Consider the following 21,331-nt stretch of genomic DNA (forward strand, 5'->3'; position numbering starts at 1 on the left):
TTTAAGCTGTTAGCTAATGGCTATTAGCTGTTAGCTTTTGACCTAGCCTCCTGAACAGAAAGCTAACAGCCAGCAGCTAACAGCTAACAGCTTAAATTTTACGGGCGGTGTTAATCACGTTCACGTTGTTGAAGCGCGTGGTAGCCGAGCCGTGGCTTACGGCCGACACCTGGCTGGGCTGGCCCTTGCCGTCGAAGAAGGAGCCGAACATGCGGTAGTCCGACTCGTCGCAGATAGCAGCGCAGGAGTTCCAGAACTCGAGCGTATTGGTCTGGTAGGCCACGTCTTCGAGCATACCCGATATCTTGCCTTTGTCGATGGCGTAGAATACCTGGCCGCCGAACTGCGAGTTGTAGCGCTGCTGGTCGATGGAGAATGAGCCGCGGCCGGCAATGTAAATGCCCTTGTCCACCTTACTGATCATCTCGTCCACGCTCAGCTTGCTGGTGCCGGGCTTCAGGCTGATGTTGGGCATGCGCTGGAACTGCACCGTGCTCCACGAGTCGGCGTAGCAGCAACCGTCCGACTGCTTCTGGTTTACTATGTGGGCCTGGTCGCGGATTTTCTGGTAGTCCACCAGCTTGCCTTGGTCGATGATGTTCCACTCTTTGGTCGGCACGCCTTCGTCGTCGTAGCCTACCGCGCCCAGCGAGCCGGGTTGCAGCTTATCAGCCACAATGTTCACGAGCTTCGAGCCGTAGGGCTGGCCCTTGGCGCGCCACTCCAGGGTGGCAAACGAGGTGCCGGCGTAGTTGGCCTCGTAGCCCAGCACGCGGTCCAGTTCCGTCGGGTGGCCTACACTTTCGTGGATGGTCAGGCCCAGGTGGTTGGGGTCGAGCACGAGGTCGTACTTGCCGGCCGTTACCGATTTGGCGGTAAGCTTCTCCTTGGCCTGTTTGGCCGCCAGCGCGGCATCGGCCAGCATGTCGAAGCTGTTGCGGTAACCGATGAGGCCGGTGCCAGCTGGGCCAGCTACTTTGTCGGCCGCCTTGGGCTGCAGGTACTCGTAGCCCAGGCCCATGGGCGAGCTAAGCGCATCGCGCGAGCGAAACTTGCCCGAGGCGCGGTCGATGGCCGTCACCGAGAAGTTGGGCCAGATGCGGTGGATATCCTGATCGATGTAGGAACCGTCGGTGGAGGCGAAATACTTCTGCTCATTCACCTGAAACAGTACCGAATTTACAAACGACGCGCCGTTGTCGAGAGCGGCGGCGTTGGCGGCCAGCAACAGGTCCACCTTGTCCTTCACCGGCACCTCGAAGGCGTTTACCAGAATCGGTGTTTTCCAGCTTACCACGCCCTGGCCCTTCTGGGGGGCCAGCTGCACGGGCTCTTTCTGCACCTTGCTGTTAGCCTTGGCAATCTGCACGGCCAGCTTGGCGGCTTGGGCAATGCCGGCCTCGGTTACCGTGTTGGTGGCTGCAAAGCCCCAGGTACCGTTGGCCAGCACCCGTACGCCGGCTCCGAAACTCTCGCCGCTGGCAATGTTTTGCACTTGCTTTTCGCGGGTGAATACACTCTGGTTGAGGTAGCGCCCGATGCGCACGTCGGCGTAAGTAGCACCGGCCGATTTGGCCGTGTTCAGGGCCACATCGGCCAGGCGTTTTTTCACGGCCACATCGAGGCCCGGCTCCAGCAGGCGGGCGGGGTCTACGAGCGAGCCACCGAAGCCCGGCACGGCCGGCAGCCACAGGGCTCCGGCAGCCAGGCCAGTCAGGCCCACAAAGTCACGTCGTTTCAAATCAGTACGGGTTTGGGTGAGTGGAGGAAGGAATTCGGCAAGAAGGTACAGCCTTCCTTGCGTTTGTTGCAACCCACAGACAAAAAACCCGTAGCGGGGCTGCATTTTGGTTGAAGTCAAATAAAAAAAGAACTGTCATGCCGAGCGAAGCGAGGAATGACAGTTCTTTTTTCTCTATATCTATCTACGCCACCAGGGCCAGCAAATCAGCTGCAATGCCTTCCCAGGATTGGTTTAAGTCGATGGTAACCACGCGCACGGGGTGGCCGCCGAGGGTATAGCGCAGGTCCACGGCCTGGGCCGCTGCCGGGTAGAGCAGGATGCCTTCGAGGGCCTGGCCGGGTTGCAGGGACTGGTTTTGCAGGTAGGCGTAGAGCTGGTAGAGGTGGGGCGAAATAAGCCGGGCCTGGTCGTGGTGGCGCCTGAGGGCGGCGGCGTAGTACTTGGTGTCGAGGATGATTTTGCGGGCTGGGCTTTCGAGCGAGGTATCCGTAATCATGGCCGGCAGCAGCGCCAGCGCCTCGGGCGTTTCGGCCGCCGCCTGCCAAGCAATTATTTCCGACGACACCCGAAACTGCCGCTGCTCAAGCCGGTAAAAGTTGCGCACAAACTGCTCGAACAGCCGGGCCATCAGCGGCTCGTCGCGCCGGAAGTCGCGGAACTGGGCCCGGCCGGCGGCATTGGGCGTGGGCAGAGCGCTCAGGTGCAGCAGCTCGCACACTTTCAGCAGAAACCCACCCAGCCCGGCCGGCCGCAGCCGTCGGGTCGCCCGCAGGCTGGCCGCGCCCAACGGCCGCGCTACCACCGCCGCCGGAAACCGCCGCAGCACCTGCCGGATCTGCTGGCGCTGCTCGCTTTGCAGCGCCCGGCTGCGGCTCAGCTGTTGCAAGGTGCCCAGTAGCAGCCCGGACAGCGGCGCATCCGGGCTCAACTCATCAAAAGCGCACACGGCCCGGCCCCGGCGCGGCAAATCCTGGCTGAGCGTGGGCGTGAGCAGCACCCGGCCGCGCAGCTCCGGCAGTTCGGCTACGCGCTCGGTATAGGCCACCGCCAGGCCCTGGCGCAACAGCCGGCGGGTGCCGCTCAGCAGCACCTGGGCCAGCAGCGGCAACGGCCGCTTAAACTCCTGCCCGCTCACCGCCCGTACCTCCGCTTCCTCGGGTAACCGGTTCCAGGCGTAGCACAGCAGGTAGTACAGGTTCTGGATGGGAATCATGGGAAAATCGTCCGTTTTTAGATGTCAGTACAGGACTGTCATTCAGAGCGTAGCGAAGAACCTCGCGGGCAGCCGTTGAATTGAAGACAACATCAGCCCGCGAGGTTCTTCGCTACGCTCTGAATGACGGTCCTGTACCAACCGCTACAGCCCGGCCAGCAGCTTCTTTTTCTGCTGGGTGGCCTTGGCGGGCTGGTCAAGCCAATAGTCGTCCAGCAGCGGGCCGATTTCCTGCTCCAGAATCAGGCGTAGCCAGGTGGCGGCTTCGGTGGGGTTGGTGGGGGGCTGGCAGAAGTAGCTGTGGCCCACGCAGAAATCGGGGCCCAACTCGGGGTCGTCGGCAATGGCTTGGTTGAGGTCGAGGAGGCGGGTGGTGAGCAGGACGACAAGGTCTGCCGGTACGCCGTGGGCCGCCAGCAGTGCCCGCAGCGGCTCGCCGAATTCGGGCCGCAGACGCACGAAGGCGAAGCGGCGGCGCAGGGCGTAATCGAGCGGGGACAGACTGCGGTCGGCCAAGTTCATAGTGCCGATGACGAACACGTTTTCGGGCACGAAAAAGGGCGGGCTACCGGTCGGAGCGTAGGGCAGGCGCACGGCGTGGGCGGGGCCGCGCTTGTCGGCTTCCAGCAGCAACAGCAGCTCGCCGAAAATGCGGGCCACGTTGCCCCGGTTCAGCTCGTCAATCAGCAGAAAATACGGCTGCTCGGGCTCCTGCGCGGCGCGGCGGCAAAACTCCACCAGCAGCCCGTCGCGCAGGCGGAACCCGCCCTGGCTGTCGGGTCGGAAACCCTGCACAAAATCCTCGTAGCTGTAGCTCGGGTGAAACTGTACCAGTTCGACGCGGGCTGTATCGGTGCTGCCCTGTGCCAGCCAGGCCAGCCGCCGGGCCAGGTAGGTTTTGCCCGTGCCCGGCGGGCCCTGCAGCAGCAGGTTGCGCCGCCGCGCCAGGGCTGCCTGCGCCGCCGCCAGCTCCTGATCAGCCAGAAACAGCTCGGCCCGCGCCATTTCCGGGGGGTAGGGCATAGGGGCCGGCCGCTCGTAGGCTACCGGCGGCTCGTGGGCCTCGGCCGCTTCCGTAGAAACGGGTTTGACGGGTGCTTTTTTGGCTGGTGCGGTTTCGCGGGGCGAGCCAGTGTACAGGTCCTCCGCCTGCTGCTGGGCCGTTACGTCGCCGTCGAGCAGCGGCGAATTTTCGAGGGTGGGGCGCTTGGTGGCAATCGTGAAATCCAGCGCCTCCAAGGCTTGGTTGGTGGGCGCTCCTGCCCGTAGCGGCCACTGTGCTTCGGGCTGCCCGGTAGCCAGCCGGTAAGCCAGTTGTGCCACCTGCCGCGGAGCGTAGCGCCGGCCCCGGTACACGAGGTCATATACGGTGCTCAAGGGCATCTGCAGGCCGTTCTGGTCCAGCTGGCGCAGGGCCCGGAGTACTTGGTCGCGGGTTAGAAGGGAAGCGGAAGGAGTGACCATGCGGTTAAATGTACGGGCAAAACCACTTGCCGGCCCGAGCCACAGGTTTCTTGTGGGCTGTGTGGTGGTGCTAGTTTTTGAGTTTTCCTTGTACTATTCGGCGTTACGAAAAGATGAATAAAATACTATTTTTGCGATAGTCGTTTACCTGGCTTGCAGTCTGCAATAAGCCACTGGCTTTCCCCAATGTATCATTTGGTTTACACGAGTATTACCACTGTTGCCTTCAATCCTGCCGATTTGCAGCAATTTTTGGTGTGGTGGCGGGCCAATAATAGCCAGCTTGGCCTAACGGGAATACTGCTCTACAGCAGTCAGGGAGATATTATTCAGGTACTAGAGGGTGTTCAGCCACAGGTAGAAGCCCTGTTTACCAAGATCGAGCAAGACTTGCGGCACCGCCAGGTTATTAAGCTGGCGGCCGGCCCCATCGAGCAACGGCTGTTCGGCGAATGGTCTATGGGCTTCCGGATGCTGGATTCGGCCGCCTTGCACTGCCTGGCCGGCTACGCCAACCCCAACGCTCCCGATTTCCTGGCCGCCGCCCTCGCCAATGCCGACGCTGACAACGAACTGCTAAGCCTGTTGCGCGAATTTGCCGACTCGCGCCCCGATGAGTTACCGCACTGAAACCCTGCTGCTGCCCAAATAGCTCCTAAAAACAAGCGCCCCCAACGTATCAACGTCAGGGGCGCTCAGTTTAAATAGTGCCGAGGGCCGGATGGGCGCCACTCTCACGTGGTGGTTCCGGTCGCGCCGGTTCACGCATTTACCGCTTACTGATACTGAATGTAGAGTGGCGAAGGCGTGAGGGCAATAACCTCCGAGGGCGTCATGATGTGGTGGGGCTTGGGCCGGGCGTCGTACTCGTAGAATATTTTGAAACCGGTGTACTGCACGGGCTCGTTGGCAACGTACGCCTTGTAAGAGTCCTTTTTGAGGGTAGGCTCGCCGTGGCCGTCCATGTGCATCACCACCTGCACGCGCGGGTCGAGCTTGATGTTTTTGTAGTTGCTCACCATCTTCCGGGTGAAGCGGTGCACGGTGAGCACCTTGGGCGGGAGCTTGTTTTCGCTCACGATGCGCGCCAGGAAGTTGATGGTGAAGTTGATATCCTTAGCGTCGAGCGTGCCGATTTTCTGGTTCGGGCGCACGCCGGGCATGGTAGCCAGCGAGAATTCGGGGTCGATGCCCAAGTGAACCATGGGGTCTTTGAGGTACTGCTCCAGCTTGGGCAGCTCGGCCTGCAGGGTGCTGTGGCCCGGCTGCACATCGAGGAACACAATGACATTGTGCTCCTTGCCCCAGCTGATAACCTCCTCAATAGTGGCTTTGGAGTTCATCAGGCGCCACTTACCGTCTTTGCCGGGTGTGCCCTGGGCCGTGATGGTTACGTTGTGGATGGCACCCTGCACGGGGCGGCTGGGGTCGGCGGCCTGCCACTCGCCCAGCACCTTTTTCAGCTTCCGAAACATCTGCTCCTTGGGCTCGCGGCCCAAAATGCCCATGCCTTTCGAGCGGATGTTGCCATAGAAAGCCACAATGCGCTTGCCCGGCAGAATGGCACCCGGCAGCTGCCCGCTCACCTTCACAATCGAGTCGGCCTTGAGCGAGTCGCGGCGCATAGCCAGGCGCTGCATAGCCGCCGAATCGAGCGGAGCGGGCTGCTGCACCGAGTCGGCGGCCAGGGTGGCAGCTTCGGAGTCGGTGGCCGAGCGCGAGCCGCAGCCGGGTAGCGCAGCAAGGGAGAAAGCGAGGCCCAGAGCAGCCAGTGCGGGGGCCGTGAGGCGGGTAAGGGTCGAGAGGTAAGCCACTAAAACAACGGGAATTGAAGGCGAATGGAACTACGAAGGTGCGGCTTTTGCGGCTTACTTTCAATTTCAATTGAACTTCCAGCCAATACGGCTACAAACAAAACGCCACCCGAAGCATTTCGGGCGGCGTTTTGGGCTTCTTGGATAGCAGGATACTACTTAACTGAAAACGTAATGGGAATCGTGTAATACACGGGCACCGGCTTACCGTTCTGGCGGCCGGGCGTCCATTTGCCGGGCAGGTTGCGCACGGCGTTTAGGGACGCCTCGTCGAGCTGTTGGGCCAGTGCTTTAGAAACGCTGGGTTTGTCTTCCCCCGCGCCCTTCTGCAACTCAGCCGCCTGAATTATGCCATCGGCACTTACCACGAATTTCACGAAGGCCCGGCCTTCTACCTTGGCCGCCGCCGCGGCGGGTGGGTATTTAACCAACTTGCCAATGTCGGCCAAAAGCTGCTCCTGACCACCCGCATACTCGGGCATCTGCTCCACGTAATTGTAGGGGTCGCCCGGCTGATGTTGCGCTGCCTCAACAGTAGAAGCAGCGGAAATTAAAGCGGGAGGGGGAGGAGGTGGTACGGAGTTGTCCAGTTCCTTCTCGCAGGCAACCAAGGTGAGCAGCAGGCAGGCGCTTAAAGGCAGTGGCAGCCAGCGTTTCCAGCGGCGTAAGGGGGCGGAGGTAGTCAGCATACGGATACGGGTTAAGGTGAAGGATTGCGTGAACGAATGAGCGAGGGGTAAATCGGGCTGGAACTGGCCCAGCGCCAGCCGGGCCAGTAGCGTGGGGTAGGCTGCCGGGGCGGTTTCGTTGCGGCCGGCCGGGGTACCGGCAGTTGCCTGGATTGCCGCCGCGTCGGCCAGAAACTCGTGAATTTGCGCCAGGGCTGGGGGCAGCAGATGCGCGAAGGGAACCGGCCAGAGCAGCGCCCGCGCCACTTCCAGCAGCAGCCGCTCGTAGGTGTGGTGGCCGCGCACATGGGCCAGCTCGTGGGCCAGCACCGCCCGGGCCTCGGCAGCCGTCAGGGGCGCGGTTTCATCCCAGAACACCAGCCGGCCAAACGAGCTGATGGGCCGCCGCCCGCCGGTGCGCACCAGCACGTAGCCAGGCCGGTCCTCGCGGGGCAGGTGGCGGGTGCTGCGGTGCAAGTGAAGGAGTTGGCCAGCCAGCCGCAACAGCAGCAGCGCTACTCCGGCCCCGTACAGCCCCAGCAACCAGGGCAACGGCCCGGCTAGCGGTCCGCCGCTCAGCTCGCGCACTGTTATGGCCGGCAGCAAACCACCGTTCAGCAGCCCCGAACCACCGGGCGCAGACTCCGGCAGCCAACTGCTCAGCCACGTGCCCGGCTCCGTGGCCGAAAGCAGCGGTGGAATCAGCATGGCCACCCAGGGTAGCCCCAGTAAAAAGCGCCGGTTGAAGTCGAAAAACCGCTCCTGCCGCAGCGCGTAGCGGTAAAGTAGCCAGCCCGCGCCCAGTAGCAACGTGCTTTGCAGGCCCCAGCTAAGCAGGGCGGCCGTCGTGGTCGGAAGCAGGGTCGGAGGCATCGGGCAGGTCGTTGAGGGTGGAGGGTTGGGCGTGGCGCAGCAGCTCTTCCAGCTGCGCGGCGTCGAGGTTTTCTTCCTGAGCGAAAAACGATACCAGCCGGCTGAACGAGCCGCCGAAGTAGCCGCCCAGCAGCTTGCCCAGCGAGAAGCGCCGGTACTCGTCGCGGGCTACCAGGGCGTGGTAACGGTGGGTCCGTCCGAAGGCTTCGTGGCCCACAAAACCTTTCTGCTCCAGAATGCGGATGATAGTGGACACCGTGGTGACGGCCGGGCGCGGTTCAGGCAGCGCGGGCACCACGTCCTTCACGAAGGCGGGGCCTTGCTGCCAGAGCACCTGCATCACTTGCTCCTCGGCGCGGGTCAGTTCGGGAAAGGTAGGGTCGGGCATGGGTTGATTGTTGTTCGGTTCTCGTTTGCCGGTGGCGGTCAGGCTCGATGCCAGCGCACAGCCTCAGTATGGGTAGCAGGTAAACCAAATATGAAACTAAATTTTTAGTTATACAACTAATATTTTGGCTGAGAGATAAAAAAGCCCTGTCCAGCTGCGGCCGGAACACAGAGGCAGTGGGCGGCGTTGGATAGATTCGTTTGATAATCAACCCGCTTATTTGTGCTGAATAAATTTATCTCCCGTCTTACCGCGCCCGGTTGGGCCGTAGCGCTGCTGTGGCTGACGATGCTGGGCGTAGTACCCGGCTGCAACAGTAGCTCGCCCGCGCCTTCCGTTGTAGCACCACCCACTACTCCGCCGCCAGTGGCGCAGCCTGCGCCGGTGCTGGTGAGTAGCAGCCTGATTGGCGAGTACACCCCAGCCGTGTTGGCAGCGCGGGTAGCCGATATTCCGCTGGTGGGCGCGCTGGCCCGCTATTCGGTGAAAGTGTACCGGCTCACCTATACCACCCAAAACACCGACGGGCAGGCGGTAACGGCCTCGGGCGCGGTGCTGGTGCCGGTAGCTCCGGCGGCAGTGCCCGTCATCAGCTACCAGCACGGCACGCTGCAGCCCGACGAGGAAAACCGCTCTCCTTCGTACTACAGCTCCCGCAGCGAAATCTGGTCGGCCGTGTCGGTGCTGGCGGCCACGGGCTACGTGGTTTCGGCCCCCGACTACTTGGGTTACGGCGCCTCCAAGGCCCTGCCGCACCCCTACGAGCATGGTGCCTCGCTGGCCTCGGCCTCGGCCGATATGCTACGGGCCACCCGCGAGTTCTGCGAGCAGCAGAAAATCAACGTCAACCAGAAAAACTTCCTGCTGGGGTACTCCGAGGGGGGCTACGCGACCATGGCGCTGCACCAGCTGCTGGAAGAAAACTACGCCGCCACGCTGCCCGTTACGGCCAGCGCCCCCGGGGCCGGAGCCTACCACAAATCGGCCTTCGCCAAGTACATCCTGAACTCGACGGAGCCGCTGAATTTCCTCAGCACCTACGTGTGGGTACTGCGCACCTACGACCGGGTGTACCAGCTCAACCGCCCGTTTAGCTACTACTACCAGCAGCCCTACGCTACCCGCCTCCAAGCCAACCCGTTCAGCGCCGTGCCCCAGCAGGCCGCCGAGCTGTTCGCCCCTGCCTTCCGCCAAGCCGTGCTCACCAACTCCGACCCAGCCCTTTCGGCCTCGCTCACCGCCAACGACGTGTACGACTGGCAACCCCGCGCGCCACTGGCCCTGTTCCACGGCACCCAGGACGACTACGTGCCCTTTTTCAACTCGGAAGACGCTTACAACGCCATGCGCGCCCGCGGGGCTACCAAAGTCGAACTGCGCCCCATCCAGGGCGGCACTCACTTCAGCGCCGCCCCGGTGTACACCCTGCAAGCCTACGCGTTTATCTCGCAGTTTTGAGTGGATAAGGGAGAACGAGTCATGCTGAGCGCAGCGGAGCGGAGTCGAAGCATCTCTACCGCTTCATTGCTAAACTGACCTAGCGTCGGATTAGTAATGCGGTAGAGATACTTCGACTTCGCTCCGCTGCGCTCAGTATGACTCGTTTTTATTCCCTCACCCTCAACCACGCGCCGGCCAGGGCCGCCAGCCCGCCTACCAGCCCGGCGAGCAAGCCGCCGAGCAGCACCAGCAGCCAGGAGTTGCCGCCCAATGGCAGAAGTGTGGCCACGCGGCTGGCCAGCAGGCCCGCGCCGTGCCCGTTCAGCCAGGCGGCGGGTAACCACCAGCTGAGCGCCACGCCCAGCAGTCCGGCCACAAAGGCGGCCCCGGCCGAGCCACCCCGCCACGCGGCCAGCCCCAGGCATATCGGCAGCACCACCCACCACGGCAGCAGCAGTTGGGCCAGGCTGGCCAGCACGAAAATCAGCAGGAAGAGAATAAAGAACGATTTCATAGAGATTGGGCTGGCCTACTTCTCTAGCCGCCAGGCGGCTTGTAGGCGGGGGTGGTTTTCGTCGGCGGCCTTCAGGAACACCAGTTCGTCGAGCTGACCGGTGCGCCAGCTTTCAAGCATGTCGTCGTAGTACACCGAGGCCGGGTTGCCGCTCTGGCCGCCGGGGAAGATGCCGTAGGCCCGCACCGGCGTGGCTAGGTCCACCACCATGCGCCAAGAGGGGCCATTGCGCGCGCCGGTAGCATTCACGCTGCCGGGGCTGCCGCCGCTCCATACGTCGGCGTGGCCGAAGCCGGGTAGCTGGGCCAGGTGGTTGATGTCGGTACTTTTCTGGTTGGCCCAGGCCCATTTCGGCCCCAGCGGCCCAAACTTGCGGGTAAGCGAGTCCATGGTGATCTGCAACGAAGCCGTGAGCAGGTTGTGGACGTTTTCCTGCTGGGCTGTGCGTCGGTCGTCAACCCAGAAGCTGGCTCCTTTAAAGCAGTTGGCACCGTCGCCCGACTGGTAGAGCAGCAGCCGGTTGGTCCGGTCGCGGGAAGGATAACGCATATCTAGGCCAGTGACCTGCTTGCCGAAGTTGTCTTCCCAGAGCGCCCAAGTTAATTGCTGGTACCACAGCTCGAAGATGGTTGCCCCAATGGCATCGGCGGTATAATGAAATTTCCACTGGCCCAGCACACGCATGGCAACTGCCACGGACGAGTTTGGATGAGGATAGCTGTAACAGTCACTGCTTTCTTTGGTGCCTTCCAAGCTATAGAGCATCCAAGGCAGCATCAGTTGCGCGTTCAGCCCTAAATCGTCGTTCTGCAGCACCCGTAGCGTGTCGGCGGTGGCGCGGTGCATGTGGGCCAACTGCCCGTTGATGCGGTGGGCCCGGTCCCAGGGGGCGTAATCCCAGCCCAGATAGTATGGATAGCCTAGCCCGGCCGAGTGCTGGTTGGCCGACGATACGTAGCCGCGGGCCGGATTGAGCACGCGCGGCGTCTGGCTCATCGGAATCCAGCCCTGCCAGTCCTGGCGCGGGTCCGAGCCATCGAGAATGAACTTGCCCTGCTCGGCGTATTTGAGCGGGAAGCGGCCGTTGGGCCGGATGGCCACGTCGCCCGAGCGGCTGGCGAAAATAAAGTTCTGGGCCGGCGAGGCGTAGGTGCGCAGGGCCCGGTCGTAGTCCTGGTAGTTTCGGGCGTGGTTGAGCTTCACGAAGGCCAGTACCTCGTTGGCGCCTGCGGCCTCGTGGGCGGTCCAGCGCAGGGCGTGCCGCACGGGTGTTTGTTTGTTGAAAACGGTTTCGTTCTGGTCGTACACCACCGGGCCGTGGTGGGTGTACAGCACGGTGTCGAGCCGGTCGGGGCGGCCGCGCACGGATATTCGCTCCACCACCCGGCGCACTGGTTTCCAGCGCCCGTCGTGCCAGTACTCGCGCTGGCGGGCGTCTTTGAACTTCAGCTGATACCAGTCGAGCACGTCGCCGCCCACGTTGGTTACACCCCAGGCCACATCGGCATTGAAGCCGATGATAACAGCCGGCGCGCCCGGAATGGTCACGCCATACACGTTCTGGCCCGGCCCGTGCAGCTGCACCTGGTACCAGATGCTGGGCAGATTGAGCTGCAGATGCGGGTCGTTGGCCAGCAGTGGCTTGCCTGAGGCGGTGCGCGAGCCGGCCACCGCAAAGTTGTTGGAGCCCAGCTCGGCATCGGGCTCGCGGCTGGGCACCAGGCCCGATATGGCGGCGGCAAACGGCACGGGCGGCGCTGGTGGCACCGGCAGCGGCTGGAAATCAAGCGGCGCACCGTTGGGCACGACCGGGTCGGCGCGGAAGGGGAAGTTGGGAAACAGGTCGCGCGTGACCTCGGGGCCGTATTTGCTCAGAATGTTGCTCAGGCGCAAGTCGTCGGAGCGGCCGCTCAAGTCCCAGGCCATTAACTTAAGCAGCAGCGCCGATTTAAGCGGCGTCCAAGGCTCGGGTGCGTAATCGAGCATCTTGTACTCAAACGGATACTCGCGGGGGCTCAGTTGGCCGATATAGGCATTCACGCCCGCCGCATACGACTCCAGCACCAGCCGGGTGGTGTCGTTCTTCAGCATTTCGCGCAGCGAGTTTTCGGCCCCAAACGGCAGGCCCATGCGGCGCTGAAACCGGTCGTACTCCAGAGCCCGCTCGCCTACTACTTCCGAAATCCGGCCGGCCGCCACGCGGGTCATAAATTCCATCTGCCAGAGCCGGTCGCGGGCCGTGAGGTAGCCCTGGGCATAGTACAGGTCGTGGTCGTTGTCGGCGAAGATGTGGGGCACGCGCCGGTCGTCGAAGCGCACGCGCACCGTTTGGTGCAGGCCGGGCAGGCGCAGGGTTTGCTGGGCGGGGAAGTCGGCGGCCGTTTCGCCGTTTTGCCAAAAGCCGCTGTAGGGGCTGAGCAGTCGGGCCACGGGGGGCACGTCGCCCTGTTTGGTATTCAGCACCCAGGCAAGCACAACGGCCGTGAGCAGGGCCAACACAGGTTTCAGCCAACGCAGCATAAGGTATCCGGATTTTCAGGGAGCCGGAAGGTAGCAAATGCCGGGTATTGTTTGGGTTGAAAGAAAGGTCTGCTGGCCGCCCGCTGCCCCAAAGGCACAGCCTGTCGGCAGCAAACACGTTGTACCAAAAGCCACGAAGCCCCGGCAGGAGGGCACCAACCGTTTTATGGTCGGTGCCGTCCCGCCATGGCTTTGGCGCGGTAGCTGCAGAACAGAGTGGGCCGCTTCTGCCCGCGTCTCCGTTAGTTTCGGGGCAGGTAGATGCGGAAGCCCAGGTTGAGGCCCAGCGCGCCGCTGCCGAAGGTGTTCTTGTCGCCGCTGTTGAGTTGGTAGGAGAGCAGGCCCTCTAGGCCCACCGCCGGAGTGATGAAGTAGGAGTAGCCCAGTCCGGCTTTGGCCAGAAGGTTTATGTCGGAACTAGTGCGCTGATTCGGAAAGGAATCTTCCCAAGCGCGACTGCGGTTGTACACCCCACCCGCGCTCAGCTCGCCAAATAACCGGTGCCGGCTTTCCGAAGGCAGGTAATAGCGAAGCCAGGGTAACAGCCCAATCGTCAATCCGTTGTTCCGGAAATTTGAGAGGGATTTTAATTTGAAACTCGAGTAGCCAAGCTGCACGGCGGCCCCCACGGCCAGGTTATCGGCCACGAACACGCCCACCGACGGAATCACGGTCCCGGAAAAACTCTTGCTAAAGCCATTGCTCTGGAACGTGAAGTCGCCACCACTCAAACCCAGTACGCGGGTGCCTTGGGTGGTTTGGGCCTGGGCAACATTACCAGCCAGTAGGCCTCCCGCCAGAAGTGAGAGGAAAAGAAATTTACGCATTGGTACTATATAATAGAAGATGAATGGATGCGCGAATAACGGCACTGAAAACTATAAATTGCCCTGTTCAGAAGCCTGAAAGCCCGTTGCGCCACTTTCCTGAGGTAGGAGAGTGGCGCAACGGGCTTTCGTAGGTGGTACCAGTGGTGGGCTGCGGCTGCTACAGGTTTTCGGTTTGGCGTACCAAACTGGCCACCCCGGCGCGGGCCAAACGCAGGCGCAGGGCGTTGGCCTCGGCGGCGGTGGCAAAGCGGCCCACAACTATCCGGTTAAGCGTTTTGCCTTGGGCCGACGTGCCGGTGACCGTGGTGATGAACATGGCCGGCTCCAGGCCCTGAATCTTGTCCATCACGGCGCGGGCATTGCGTATGTCGCCAAAAGTGCCGGCCTGCACCACAAAAGAAGCGGTTGGCTCGGCCTTCAGGGCCAGGTCGGCGGCTTCGGTGTGGCCGGCGGCAATGTTGGTATGCAGTTCGGCGGTTTCAATGGGGTCGGCGGCCAGGGCCTGCAGGTCGTCGGGGGCATCGGTGGGGCCCAGGGGCGTGGTTTCGGGCACCACTTCGGCCACTACCGATACGGCACCCTGCGTGATGATACCCAGCGGGCGGGCGGCTACTTCGGCCAGATCGAGGATGCGCTGGTGACGGAACGGGCCGCGGTCGGACACGCGCACCACGACTGCCTCACCGGTTTTAGGGTTCGATACGCGCAGCCGGGTGCCGAAGGGCAGGGTTTTGTGGGCGCAGGTGTACTTGTTGCGGTCGAACCGCTCGCCGCTGCTGGTGCGGCGGCCCTGAAACTCGCGGCCGTACCAGGAGGCGCGGCCCCGCAGAATAGTGCTCTTTTTGGCGGTAGTGGCGGCTTTTTCGTCGTCCGTTGGGCGGGCGGTGCCGGCGGTGGCCGGTTGCAGCGTTGAAAGGGCCATCAGGCCAACTAGCAGCAAGCTTGATACATACCGTCGGTAGAGCACTTTCATCCGGGAACCAGTTGGTGAGTGCGACAAATCTATAAGCGTCTACCAAAGCGTCGCTATTAGGTCAAATCGTGTTGGTACACATTTGCATCATAATTTGTCTTTTTTTTATAAACGTTGTATTTAATTAATCTGGAATGAAGCCGTCAAATGAGCGTTTGTGTTTAGTTGATACACATTTTGTACTCTTTTCAGACGATGTAACAGTCCCCTGAAAAATGCGACTATCCGCTGGTGAAAAAAGTCGGGCTTCCGGCAGCCGAAGTAGTCGGCAGGGTGGTTGCAAATGTCCGGTAATTGTGGTAAGAGGAGTAAGCAGTTGGTGGGTTTCCGGCCTGTCATTCAGCGCTTCAGGAAGAATCGTGCATGCTGACACTACGACGACAAACAAACGGCAGCACGCGAGATTCGTCGCGGCGCGCTGAATGACAAGTTGCTCACTGGCAACCGCCAACTGATGCTTACCTTCGGGAATGGATTTTGGCCGCCTTTCCGACCTGCGCTACGTTGATTTCCGGCTGCCCGCCGACCACCCCGAAACGGCCGCCGTGCTGGCCCGCGCCCTACCCGCGCAGCCGGCTCCGCCGGCCGTGTACGTGGGCTGCCCCATCTGGACCAATAAGGCCTGGCTGGGCTCCTACTTCCCGCAGGGCATTAAAGACGCTGACTACCTGCACCACTACGCCCGGCAGTTCAACAGCATTGAGCTCAACACCACCCACTACCGCATCCCCGACGCGCCCACCGTGCGCAAGTGGCGCGACGCGGTACCCGAGTCGTTCCGGTTTTGCCCCAAAATCCCGCAAGTCATCAGCCACGACCGGGCTTTGTATAACGCCGACGACCTGACTGTGAGCTTCTGCCGCGCCATTGAGGGGCTGGGGCCCACGCTGGGCCACGCGTTTCTGCAGCTGCCGCCCACTTTCGGGCCCGAGCACCTGCGGCGGCTGGAGCGCTACCTGCTCGATTTTCCGGCCTTCGTGCCGCTGGCCGTGGAGCTGCGCCACCCCGGCTGGTTTTCCGATGCCGGCCTGCTGGCTACTGTCACTGCCATGCTCGAAGCCCTGGGCAAGCCGCTGCTCATCAGCGACGTGGCCGGCCGCCGCGACGCGCTGCACCAGCGCCTAACCACCCCCACCGCTTTCGTGCGCCTCAACGGCCACGGCCTCATCGACTCCGACTTCCGCCGCGCCGACGACTGGGCCGCCCGCGTGGCCGGCTGGCTCGAAGCGGGCCTACACACGGCTTACATCTTCATCCATCAGAAAGACATATTGCACTCCCCGCTGTGGGCCGAACACTTCCTGCGCCGCCTGCACGAACTGACTGGTATGGCCGTGCACCCGCCCCGCGTAATTCCGCAACCGGTGCAGGGTAGCTTGTTTTAAAGCGTGTTGATTGAGAGAAAATCAGATGAAAGACACGACGGCCCGCCGGGGCGAAAACGGGGATAAAACTGGGAAATACGAGCTGATAGCCCGGATTTACGATGCCAACATCGACCCCGGCGATACGGTAGTCGTCGATATTTACATCACGGGCTACGGGAAAATTGCCAATTCCAAGCTGGCCCTCTACCCGCCGGTTTCTATTCTGGACGATTCCGGCTCGGCCGTCAGCTACGGCTTCGATTACGGGCAGGAGCGGGTGCGTTGGGGTGGGCACACCACCCCTATATCGGAGCGGGGCATCGTGCTACCCACCATGGAATCTGCCGATGAGTCGGGGCCCGGCTATACCCGCTTCTTCGACGTGAGCGACGACCCGACGCCCAGCATCGTTACGGAAGCCTCGGAAGGCGAAGGCGGCACCGCACCCTACACGCTCAACATGCAACTTAGCTCACGGGCCAAACCCGGTGAGTATAAAACCACGCTGGTGTTCACCTACTTCAACGGCGAAACCTGGCAAACTTCCCGCGTCGACCCCAAATTCACTGTCCGCAACATGTTCGAGCGCAACGAGCGGGTGGTATCCATTTTAGGCATACTGGCCGCCATTGGCTCAATTCCGCCTATTTTCCGGGTTGGCTACAGTATCTGGGAGTGGCTTAGCAACTGAGGTATAAAAAACCGGGCGACGCTTAGCGCCCCGGCAGCTCATTTGTTGGTCAGGCTGATTTTGACGCCCAGCTCCAGGCCCAGGCTCAGGTTGCGCCGGTACTCGGGCATTGCGCCGATGTAGCTGTGGTAGGTGCGGGGGTTGGCCAGCCCGCCGCCGATGTAGGCATCGAGCAGGCCCCGGCCGCCCAGGCGGCGTTGCACGCCCCAGCGCGCCGTGAGGGTGCTGTAGTCGTAGTTCAGGTCGCTACGGGTGTAGCTGTACATAGGACCATAGTTGTAGGAAAAGCGGCGGTCGAAGTAATTGCCGAAATGCAGGGCCACGTAAGGACCCTGATAGGGGCCCGTCCGGCGGCCTTTGGCTTGGCGCTTTTCCTGGTGGTAGTAGTGGCGGATGCCCACATCGACTCCCAACTGCCGCAGGTTCAGCCCGTCGCGTTCGGAGGAGCCAAAGCCGCGGCGCTGGCCGATGTTCCAGAGGCTGGTGCCGTTGAGCGTAGCCGACCAGCCGGGGGCCAGCTGCTGCTCGGCGCCCAGCACCAGCGGTAGCGTCAGACCCCGGTAGTCCCCGAAACCCGCGCCGTCGGTAAGGCCCGTACCGAGCTTGAACAGCGGCCGGGGCCTCCTGGGCAAGGGCGGCCGGACTGGGTAGGAACAGGGCGGCCGCGGTCAGGCCGGCGGCAGTCAGTAAAGAATTACGCATAACGAATAGGGAAGGAAGAACTGATTTGACAGTAAGAGTTCAGGCAGATAGTGCGCGGTTGCACCGGGCAGCCAGTTGCGCTGCAAAACCAGCGTAAGCCCTGAAATTTAGCACGATGAAATGCCGTAATTTGACAGCCCGCCGGCCCAACTTTTCCCGTATGTATTCCGGTATGAAATTTTCCGATCTATTCCTTCTACCACTCCTGGCGTTGTCGCTGCCGGCTGCAGCCCAAACGGCAACTCCCAGTACTTCGGCTTCTGCCACCCATTGCCTGCTGGAACCGCTCGATCCCGCGCTCCGTGCTGCCCGCGCCGTCCGCATCGTGGAGGCCGTGGTGGTGGGTAGTGAGGGCGTGCAGGCTGCCAACGGCCACCTGTATACTCGCCACCAGCTGCGGGTATTTCGCCAGCTGAAGGGCACACCCGATTCAGTGCTGACGGTGTTTACGGAGGGAGGGACGTTGGGCCTACGCCGCGAGGTGCTTACTAACACGCTGCAGCTGGTGCCCGGCGAGCAAGGTATTTTTTTTCTGGAGCCAACTACTGTGCCCGCGCAAGCCAGTTGGCAGGTGTTTGGCAGCCAGCAGGGATTCATTCGATATAACCTAGCCAACCTGACGGCCGCCGAGCCGTTTCGGCGCTATGACAGCCCTGCTGCGGCCGTGGCTACGGTGGCGGCCGCGCCGCGCGAGGTGCAGCCTAACCCGGCCTTGGCGGCAGCGCGCTTGCGGCGCAGCCAGATGGCCGCTGCCCGGCCGCAGGTGGCGGTTATCAGTGGAATAGGGCCGCTGCGCCTGTCGGCCGGCACGGGTGCGGTGCTTACCATTACGGGCAGTGGTTTCGGCCCCAGCCGGGGTACGGGCACCGTGGAGTTTCGCAATGCTGATGATGGCGGTGCCACTTTCACCCGAGTAAACGACGACGATTATGTGAGCTGGACCGATACCCGGATTCAGGTGCGGGTGCCGGCCTTGAGCGCGACCGGCAACCCGGCCGGTACCGGGCCGGTGCGCGTAACGCCCGCCGGAACGGGCCAACTGGCAACGTTGAGCCTGCAAACGGTGCTCATCGAATTTGCCGCCACCAACGTGCGCGATACCAACACGGGCCAACGCGCCGTGCCTGCCCACCGCGACCAGAATGGGGCCGGGGGCCTCACGTTTCGCTTCGAGCCCGGCTTCGTGGCCAACGCTGCGGCCGCTGCGGCCTGGCAGCGGGCGCTTACCGGCTGGCGCTGCCAAACCGGTATCAACTGGGAGTTGGGCCCGCCGCGCACCACTACCGGCGTGGCCAACGATGACATAAACTCGGTGGGCTTCGATACCGGTGCCCAGCTACCGGCTGGTGTGCTGGGCCGCACTACCAGCTACTACGAGGGCTGCTACCGCCCCGATGGCACAGTGGCTTTCTTTGTGAAGGAAATCGATACCCAGTATGACGATGCCGCCGCCTGGCAGTTTGGGCCGGCCAACCCAGCCAGCACCCAGCTCGATTTCGAGTCGGTGGCGGTGCACGAGTTGGGCCATGCCCAACAGCTTTCCCACCTGATTATGCCCAGCGCCGTGATGCACTACGCCATTGCCCGCGGGCAGCGCAGCCGCACTCTGGCCCCGGCCAGCGACATAGCCGGGGGGCGCTACGTGCTGCGCGTCCGCAGCTTCCGGCCCGATGTGTGCGGCCCCACGGCCATGTTGCCTGCCCCGCTGATAAGTCAGCAGGCCACGCCTAGCCCCGCCGGTGTTGAGGTGCAGTGGGCCACCAGCGCCGAATGCTACCTGAACGGCTTTGTGCTGGAGCGCGCCCCGCTCGACACAACGGGCGGCTGGCAGCCCGTAGCGGAAGTGGCCGCCGGAGCCGGTCCGTACCGCGCCCTCGACCTGCAGCCGCTGCCCGGCCTGAGCTACTACCGCCTGCGGCTGAAGCGGCCCGATAGTTCGCTTGATGCGGCTCGGCCAATGCTGGTAAGCCGCGACGCCACCGCCCAAACCGGCCTGACAGTCTTTCCCAACCCCTTCGACCGAAACGGGCCGGCGCTACGCCTGCAGTACGGCGCCGGAGCTGCTGCCGGCTCCCTCACGTTGCGCTTCTATGATGCCGTGGGCCGCTATTACGGTGGCAGCCGTCTCGATTATGCGCCCGGCCTCAGCCTGCTGAGTCCCACGCTTTCCGACCTGCGCCCCGGCTTTTATTTGCTCCGCTGGACCGATTCGAACGGGCCCAGCGGCACTGTGCGGCTGCTGGTGCGCTAAGGTATGTGAGTGGGTAAGAAAGTTAAAAAAGCCGGACTTCAGCACAGCTCAAAGTACCGAAAGGCGCAGCGCCCCTGACTCCAAAATGAGTTCAGGGGCGCTGGTGTGTTCTGGCCTCATTAGTTCGAAAAGTCTGGTTGGCCTGTTGCGCGTAAGTGCTGGCTGATGCCCAGCTTACCGCTCCAGCAGCATGGCTCCGTAGGAGTAGCCGCCCCCAAAAACCGTAACCACTACTTGGTTGCCGGGCTGCAGGTCTGGCCAAGTGCTACCCAAAGCAATGGCCGCACCCGCGCAGCCGGTATTGCCCAGATCCTGGATGTTCGACACGGCACGCTCATCGGGCAGGCCCAACTGCTGCAGCACGTTTTTGGTGATGCGCAGGTTGGCCTGGTGCGGAATCAGGTAGGTTAGCTCCTCTACCGGCACGTTGTTCCGAACTAAGATTTCCTGGGTTACCCGCGTCATGTAGGTGCAGGCGTGAATGAAAACATCTTTGCCGTAGGGCATCACAATGCCCTTTTCCACGGGCTTGAGCGTCACCGATTCGTCGGCCTTGCCGATGTTGCCGGCCCCGCCGGTACGGATGTCGCGCACCCGCAGGTCGGCGGGGGCAAGGCGGTCCAGCGAAACCAGCAGCGCCGCCGCGCCGTCGCCCCACAGGTGGCCGGCTACGGTGTCGTCCTCGTTGTTGTAGGCCGTGTTGTGCTCACTCACAATAACCAGCGCCCGGCGAGCCTTGCCCATGGCGAAGTAGCCCTCCACAATTTCCAGCGCATTCAGCAACGACGAGCAGGCCGAGGAAATGCTCACCACCGGAATATCCGACACGTTGATTTCGCGCTGCACGGCGTGGGCCACGGTGTAAATCGTGTCGTGGGGCGTGTAGGTACCGGCCACAATTAGGTCCACGTCGGTGGCCACGAAATCGGGCGTCTGGGCCAGCACCCGGCGAGTGGCCTCGACGGCCATGGTGTTAGTGTTTTCGCCGGGAGCCGCTTTCCGGCGCGTCCGGATACCGGTGCGCTCGGTTATCCACTCACTCGAAAGACCGTTAAGGCGAGTGAAATGGGCATTATCGATGACTTCGGCGGGCAGGTAGGACGCGACCTGATGAATATACACGGGGGAGTGGAGCGGTAGGGGGCGGGCGAAAATAAAGGCCGCAAGTTACGTGGTTTGCACAGAGCACGACGTTATTGCGCCCTACCGACGTACTTTGTACCTCCTTGGTTGCCTCAACGCGCAGCCCTGCGCCGGGTTCAACTACCCCTTTATAAGATTATGACCTTTCCGTTTTTCGCCTGCCCGGCCCGGCCCCGCGCCGGCCTGTTGGCCGGCCTGCTGCTAACAACGGCTGTCGCTTTTCTGGCCCCATCGGCCGCTCACGCCCAGAAATACATTACTGCTGCCGGCCTCCGGGTAGGTGGGGGCCAGTATGGCCTCACGGTGCAGCAAAAAATTCTGCCCAAAGCCACGCTCGAGGGCTTGGCGCTGGTCAGCTCGCGCGAAATCAGCGGCACGGTGCTGGCCGAGCGTCACTTCGGTATTCTGGGCCCCAGCCTCAACTACTACCTCGGGGCGGGCGGTCACCTTGGCCACCACAAAGACGACGGCACGTTCGGCGGCTTCGATGCCATTATCGGGGCCGAATACAAAATAGCCTTCGCGCCTCTCGTCGTCAGCGTCGATTTCAAGCCCACCGTCGAAATCAATTCCGCCGACTGGGTCCGTTTCCCCACCGCCTTCTCGGTGCGCTACATCATCATCAAGGAGAAAACCAGCTTCATGGGCGGCATTTTTGATGGCAAGGACCAGAAGAAGTCCAAGAGCAAGAAGAAGGATAAAGGCAAAGGCGGCGGGTTATTCGGTCTTTGAGGAG

General features: G+C 62.4%; 18 protein-coding genes. 6 read left to right on the forward strand and 12 right to left on the reverse strand.

The window, feature by feature from the left end; translation table 11 throughout:
• Positions 1 to 91: 91 nt before the first annotated feature.
• The 3 genes from HW556_RS11190 to HW556_RS11200 form a co-directional block, all read right to left on the reverse strand.
• Entirely contained in the window at positions 92 to 1,741 is a 1,650-nt protein-coding gene (locus HW556_RS11190) for a TldD/PmbA family protein (protein WP_176900112.1), read from the reverse strand.
• A gap of 184 nt (positions 1,742 to 1,925) precedes the next feature.
• The gene (locus HW556_RS11195; RefSeq protein ID WP_176900113.1) at positions 1,926 to 2,957 is read right to left on the reverse strand and encodes a 5-methylcytosine restriction system specificity protein McrC; all 1,032 of its coding nucleotides are present in this window, start codon (positions 2,955 to 2,957) and stop codon (positions 1,926 to 1,928) included.
• A gap of 144 nt (positions 2,958 to 3,101) precedes the next feature.
• Positions 3,102 to 4,421 carry an AAA family ATPase gene (locus HW556_RS11200; protein WP_176900114.1) on the reverse strand — a complete coding sequence of 440 codons (1,320 nt, stop codon included), beginning with the start codon at positions 4,419 to 4,421 and terminating at the stop codon, positions 3,102 to 3,104.
• 186 nt (positions 4,422 to 4,607) lie between these two features.
• On the opposite strand from HW556_RS11200, the gene HW556_RS11205 reads away from it, so the two are divergent.
• Entirely contained in the window at positions 4,608 to 5,051 is a 444-nt protein-coding gene (locus HW556_RS11205; protein ID WP_176900115.1) for a BLUF domain-containing protein, read from the forward strand.
• A 146-nt stretch (positions 5,052 to 5,197) separates the two neighbouring features.
• Here the strand turns inward: HW556_RS11205 and HW556_RS11210 are convergent, their stop codons facing one another.
• From HW556_RS11210 to HW556_RS11220, 3 genes are all read right to left on the reverse strand, one after another.
• Positions 5,198 to 6,235, reverse strand: a complete 1,038-nt coding sequence (locus HW556_RS11210) for a hypothetical protein (protein WP_176900116.1) — start codon at positions 6,233 to 6,235, stop codon at positions 5,198 to 5,200.
• A gap of 155 nt (positions 6,236 to 6,390) precedes the next feature.
• On the reverse strand, positions 6,391 to 7,776 hold the full coding sequence (locus HW556_RS11215) for a M56 family metallopeptidase (protein ID WP_176900117.1): 1,386 nt from the start codon (positions 7,774 to 7,776) through the stop codon (positions 6,391 to 6,393).
• The gene (locus HW556_RS11220) at positions 7,733 to 8,164 is read right to left on the reverse strand and encodes a BlaI/MecI/CopY family transcriptional regulator (RefSeq protein WP_176900118.1); all 432 of its coding nucleotides are present in this window, start codon (positions 8,162 to 8,164) and stop codon (positions 7,733 to 7,735) included. Before HW556_RS11220 ends, HW556_RS11215 begins: the two co-directional genes overlap by 44 nt.
• Positions 8,165 to 8,386: 222 nt before the next feature.
• On the opposite strand from HW556_RS11220, the gene HW556_RS11225 reads away from it, so the two are divergent.
• Entirely contained in the window at positions 8,387 to 9,622 is a 1,236-nt protein-coding gene (locus HW556_RS11225; RefSeq protein ID WP_176900119.1) for an alpha/beta hydrolase family protein, read from the forward strand.
• Positions 9,623 to 9,770: 148 nt separating this feature from the next.
• Here the strand turns inward: HW556_RS11225 and HW556_RS11230 are convergent, their stop codons facing one another.
• From HW556_RS11230 to HW556_RS11245, 4 genes are all read right to left on the reverse strand, one after another.
• Complete coding sequence (locus HW556_RS11230; protein ID WP_176900120.1) at positions 9,771 to 10,118, reverse strand: hypothetical protein; 348 nt, start codon at positions 10,116 to 10,118, stop codon at positions 9,771 to 9,773.
• 15 nt (positions 10,119 to 10,133) lie between these two features.
• Positions 10,134 to 12,638: a penicillin acylase family protein gene (locus HW556_RS11235; RefSeq protein ID WP_176900121.1), complete on the reverse strand. Its 2,505-nt coding sequence runs from the start codon at positions 12,636 to 12,638 to the stop codon at positions 10,134 to 10,136.
• A gap of 242 nt (positions 12,639 to 12,880) precedes the next feature.
• Positions 12,881 to 13,465, reverse strand: coding sequence for an acyloxyacyl hydrolase (locus HW556_RS11240; protein ID WP_176900122.1), 585 nt, complete (start codon positions 13,463 to 13,465; stop codon positions 12,881 to 12,883).
• A gap of 160 nt (positions 13,466 to 13,625) precedes the next feature.
• A complete protein-coding gene (locus HW556_RS11245; protein ID WP_176900123.1) occupies positions 13,626 to 14,390 on the reverse strand; it encodes a septal ring lytic transglycosylase RlpA family protein in 765 nt (254 codons plus the stop codon).
• A 521-nt stretch (positions 14,391 to 14,911) separates the two neighbouring features.
• On the opposite strand from HW556_RS11245, the gene HW556_RS11250 reads away from it, so the two are divergent.
• Both HW556_RS11250 and HW556_RS11255 read left to right on the forward strand, forming a co-directional pair.
• Complete coding sequence (locus HW556_RS11250) at positions 14,912 to 15,826, forward strand: DUF72 domain-containing protein (protein WP_176900124.1); 915 nt, start codon at positions 14,912 to 14,914, stop codon at positions 15,824 to 15,826.
• Between the two features lie 25 nt (positions 15,827 to 15,851).
• Positions 15,852 to 16,499 carry a hypothetical protein gene (locus tag HW556_RS11255; RefSeq protein WP_176900125.1) on the forward strand — a complete coding sequence of 216 codons (648 nt, stop codon included), beginning with the start codon at positions 15,852 to 15,854 and terminating at the stop codon, positions 16,497 to 16,499.
• A 38-nt stretch (positions 16,500 to 16,537) separates the two neighbouring features.
• Here the strand turns inward: HW556_RS11255 and HW556_RS11260 are convergent, their stop codons facing one another.
• Entirely contained in the window at positions 16,538 to 17,131 is a 594-nt protein-coding gene (locus HW556_RS11260) for a hypothetical protein (RefSeq protein WP_176900126.1), read from the reverse strand.
• Between the two features lie 242 nt (positions 17,132 to 17,373).
• On the opposite strand from HW556_RS11260, the gene HW556_RS11265 reads away from it, so the two are divergent.
• Entirely contained in the window at positions 17,374 to 19,452 is a 2,079-nt protein-coding gene (locus HW556_RS11265) for a matrixin family metalloprotease (protein ID WP_176900127.1), read from the forward strand.
• A gap of 174 nt (positions 19,453 to 19,626) precedes the next feature.
• On the opposite strand, the gene HW556_RS11270 is transcribed toward HW556_RS11265, so the two are convergent.
• Complete coding sequence (locus HW556_RS11270) at positions 19,627 to 20,574, reverse strand: 3-oxoacyl-ACP synthase III family protein (protein WP_176900128.1); 948 nt, start codon at positions 20,572 to 20,574, stop codon at positions 19,627 to 19,629.
• Positions 20,575 to 20,733: 159 nt separating this feature from the next.
• Between HW556_RS11270 and HW556_RS11275 the strand changes: the two genes are divergently transcribed.
• Positions 20,734 to 21,327: a hypothetical protein gene (locus HW556_RS11275; RefSeq protein WP_176900129.1), complete on the forward strand. Its 594-nt coding sequence runs from the start codon at positions 20,734 to 20,736 to the stop codon at positions 21,325 to 21,327.
• Positions 21,328 to 21,331 lie beyond the last annotated feature (4 nt).

Origin of the sequence: Hymenobacter terrestris (genome assembly GCF_013377905.1) — a bacterium.
Lineage (GTDB): Bacteria > Bacteroidota > Bacteroidia > Cytophagales > Hymenobacteraceae > Hymenobacter > Hymenobacter terrestris.

Coding starts and splice junctions, on each gene's coding strand:
- HW556_RS11200 (WP_176900114.1), bottom strand. CDS start 4,421: ATGGTCACTCCTTCCGCTTCCCTTCTAACCCGCGACCAAGTACTCCGG.
- HW556_RS11230 (WP_176900120.1), bottom strand. CDS start 10,118: ATGAAATCGTTCTTTATTCTCTTCCTGCTGATTTTCGTGCTGGCCAGC.
- HW556_RS11245 (WP_176900123.1), bottom strand. CDS start 14,390: ATGGCCCTTTCAACGCTGCAACCGGCCACCGCCGGCACCGCCCGCCCA.
- HW556_RS11240 (WP_176900122.1), bottom strand. CDS start 13,465: ATGCGTAAATTTCTTTTCCTCTCACTTCTGGCGGGAGGCCTACTGGCT.
- HW556_RS11215 (WP_176900117.1), bottom strand. CDS start 7,776: ATGCCTCCGACCCTGCTTCCGACCACGACGGCCGCCCTGCTTAGCTGG.
- HW556_RS11220 (WP_176900118.1), bottom strand. CDS start 8,164: ATGCCCGACCCTACCTTTCCCGAACTGACCCGCGCCGAGGAGCAAGTG.
- HW556_RS11205 (WP_176900115.1), top strand. CDS start 4,608: ATGTATCATTTGGTTTACACGAGTATTACCACTGTTGCCTTCAATCCT.
- HW556_RS11195 (WP_176900113.1), bottom strand. CDS start 2,957: ATGATTCCCATCCAGAACCTGTACTACCTGCTGTGCTACGCCTGGAAC.
- HW556_RS11265 (WP_176900127.1), top strand. CDS start 17,374: ATGAAATTTTCCGATCTATTCCTTCTACCACTCCTGGCGTTGTCGCTG.
- HW556_RS11255 (WP_176900125.1), top strand. CDS start 15,852: ATGAAAGACACGACGGCCCGCCGGGGCGAAAACGGGGATAAAACTGGG.
- HW556_RS11250 (WP_176900124.1), top strand. CDS start 14,912: ATGGATTTTGGCCGCCTTTCCGACCTGCGCTACGTTGATTTCCGGCTG.
- HW556_RS11235 (WP_176900121.1), bottom strand. CDS start 12,638: ATGCTGCGTTGGCTGAAACCTGTGTTGGCCCTGCTCACGGCCGTTGTG.
- HW556_RS11275 (WP_176900129.1), top strand. CDS start 20,734: ATGACCTTTCCGTTTTTCGCCTGCCCGGCCCGGCCCCGCGCCGGCCTG.